The 2742-nt window shown below is 72.1% G+C and carries 2 protein-coding genes; both read left to right on the top strand.

Annotated features, from left to right (window positions below; genetic code table 11):
* Window positions 1-194: 194 nt before the first annotated feature.
* Complete coding sequence (locus QH283_RS15100) at window positions 195-1550, top strand: homoserine dehydrogenase (RefSeq protein ID WP_280503630.1); 1356 nt, start codon at window positions 195-197, stop codon at window positions 1548-1550.
* On the top strand, window positions 1547-2641 hold the full coding sequence (gene thrC, locus QH283_RS15095) for a threonine synthase (RefSeq protein ID WP_280503629.1): 1095 nt from the start codon (window positions 1547-1549) through the stop codon (window positions 2639-2641). Before QH283_RS15100 ends, thrC begins: the two co-directional genes overlap by 4 nt.
* The last annotated feature ends 101 nt before the right edge of the window (window positions 2642-2742 follow it).

The raw sequence follows: 2742 nt of genomic DNA, 5'->3' as shown, positions 1-2742 counted from the left end.
CCCGCCTGGAGGCTGCCCGTTGCGGGCCGGGGGCATCTCTCGGCGGGGGCCCCCAGCGGGGCGACGTCCTATTCCATCCCCCGCCGTTACACCCACCCGCGGCCCCCGGCGTTGGGGGCGGGGCGCCACGGCAGTGCCCGGCTGGTGCTGCGCCGGGAGACGGTGGCGGATCTGCTGAGTCTGGAGGTTGAGTGATGCCCGAAGCGGCCAACAACGGGGCCTGGGGTCCCGATCGCCCGATCGGTGTCGCCGTGCTCGGTATGGGCAATGTCGGCACCGAGGTGGTGCGCATCCTGCGCGAGCACGCCGACGACCTGCGGGCCCGCGTCGGCGCCCCGGTGGTCCTGCGCGGTGTCGCGGTGCGCGACGCGAGCAAGGACCGAGGCATCCCGGCCGAGCTGCTGACCACCGACGCCCAGGCGCTGGTCGACCGCGACGACGTCGACCTGGTGGTCGAGGTGGTCGGCGGCATCGATCCGGCCCGCGCGCTGATCCTCTCCGCGCTCAACGCGGGCAAGTCGGTCATCACCGCCAACAAGGCGCTGCTGGCCGACTACACCGGCGAACTGGCCGCCGCCGCCGAGCGCAACCGCGCCGACCTGTACTTCGAGGCCGCGGTGGCCGGGGCCATCCCGGTGGTGCGCCCGCTCATCCAGTCGCTGTCCGGCGACCGGGTCAACCGGGTGGTCGGCATCGTCAACGGCACCACCAACTTCATCCTCTCGGCGATGGACGAGACCGGCGCCGACTACTCGGCCACGCTGGCCGAGGCCACCCGCCTCGGTTATGCCGAGGCCGACCCGACCGCCGACGTCGAGGGCTACGACGCCGCCGCCAAGGCCGCCATCCTGGCCTCGCTGGCCTTCCACACCCGCGTCACCGCCGCCGACGTCTACCGTGAGGGCATCTCGCGGATCAGCGCGGAGGATCTGGAGACCGCCTCGGCGCTGGACTGCACCGTCAAACTGCTGGCTATCTGCGAGCGGGTCTCGGCCGGTCCGGGCGAGCCGAGCCCGGCGGAGGGCGGCAAGGAGCGGGTCTCGGTGCGCGTCTACCCGGCGCTCATCCCGCGCAGGCACCCGCTGGCCGCGGTCAACGGCGCGTTCAACGCCGTGGTCGTCGAAGCCGAGAACGCAGGCAGGCTGATGTTCTACGGCCAGGGCGCAGGCGGCGCCCCGACCGCCTCGGCGGTGCTCGGCGACCTGGTGATGGCCGCCCGCAACAAGTTCTTCGGTGGCCGCGCTCCCGGCGAGTCGGTTTATGCTGAGCTACCGATCGCGCCGATCGGCGATACGCCCACCCGCTATCACGTGAACCTGCAGGTCGCCGACCGTCCTGGTGTGCTGGCGAAGGTGGCGGGCGAATTCGCCGCCCACGGGGTCAGCATCTCGACGGTCCGTCAGGAAGGACACGGCGAGGGCGCTCGATTGGTCGTCGTGACCCACCACGCCGTGGAATCGGCGCTCGCGGACACCGTCGCCGCCCTGGCGGAGATGGAGTCCGTCACATCCGTGACAAGTGTCCTGAGACTGGAAGGCACCGAAGAATGAGTACCGCAGGCGTCGCCCCGCAGGCAGGCGTGCATTCCCGCTGGCCGGGTCTGATCGCCGCCTACCGTGACCGGCTCGAGGGGGCGGCCGACTGGGAGCCCGTCACCCTGTTCGAGGGCGGCACCCCGCTGGTGCCCGCGCCGTACCTGTCCGAGCTGACCGGGTGCGAGGTGTACCTGAAGGTCGAGGGCGCCAACCCGACCGGCTCGTTCAAGGACCGTGGCATGACCATGGCCATGACCGACGCCAAGTACCGCGGGCAGAAGGCCGTGCTGTGCGCTTCCACCGGCAACACCTCGGCCTCGGCCGCGGCCTACGCCACCCGCGCGGGTATGACCTGCGCGGTGCTCATCCCGCAGGGCAAGATCGCGATGGGCAAGCTGGCCCAGGCCGTCATGCTCGGCGCGGAGATCATCCAGGTCGAGGGCAACTTCGACGATTGCCTCGAGCTGGCCCGCAAGGTCACCTCGGAGTTCCCGGCCATCGGCTTGGTGAACTCGGTCAACCCGGCGCGCATCGAGGGGCAGAAGACCGCCTCCTTCGAGATCTGCGACGTGCTCGGCCGCGCGCCCGACGTGCACGCGCTGCCGGTGGGCAACGCGGGCAACATCACCGCCTACTGGCGTGGCTACCGCGAGTACCACGCCGACGGCGTGACCGGCTCGCTGCCGCGCATGCTCGGCGTGCAGGCCGCGGGCGCCGCGCCGCTGGTGCACGGCGCCCCGGTCAAGGACCCGGAGACCATCGCCACCGCCATCCGCATCGGCGCCCCCGCCTCGTGGAACGGCGCGGTCGCGGCGAAGGAGGAGTCCGGTGGCGCCTTCCGCGCGGCCACCGACGAGGAGATCCTCGCCGCGTACCGGCTGGTCGCGGCGAAGGAGGGCGTGTTCGTCGAACCCGCCTCGGCCGCCTCGGTGGCCGGTGTGCTCGCCGCGCGCGAGGAGGGCTGGCTCGAGCCCGGCCTGACCGTGGTCTGCACGGTCACCGGCAACGGTCTGAAGGACCCCGACACGGCGCTGCTCGGCATGCCGCAGGTCGAGGCGATCGCGGTGGATCCGGTGGCTGTGGCCGCCCGTCTCGAGCTGGCCTGAGTTGAAGTCGCGCGAACCCCAGCTGATGACACGGACCCTGCCCGCCGGTCTGACGGTGACCGCGCGGGTACCCGCGTCCAGCGCCAACCTCGGGCCCGGAT

It is taken from the genome of Nocardia farcinica, assembly GCF_029867845.1.
In the GTDB taxonomy this organism is placed as follows: Bacteria; Actinomycetota; Actinomycetes; order Mycobacteriales; family Mycobacteriaceae; genus Nocardia; species Nocardia farcinica_A.
Note: the sequence above shows the minus strand (reverse complement) of the source record. Positions and strands in the feature narration are given on the sequence as shown.

What these genes read in the sequence shown, in the direction of transcription:
- QH283_RS15100 (WP_280503630.1), top strand. Translation starts at nt 195, where the DNA reads ATGCCCGAAGCGGCCAACAACGGGGCCTGGGGTCCCGATCGCCCGATC.
- thrC (WP_280503629.1), top strand. Translation starts at nt 1,547, where the DNA reads ATGAGTACCGCAGGCGTCGCCCCGCAGGCAGGCGTGCATTCCCGCTGG.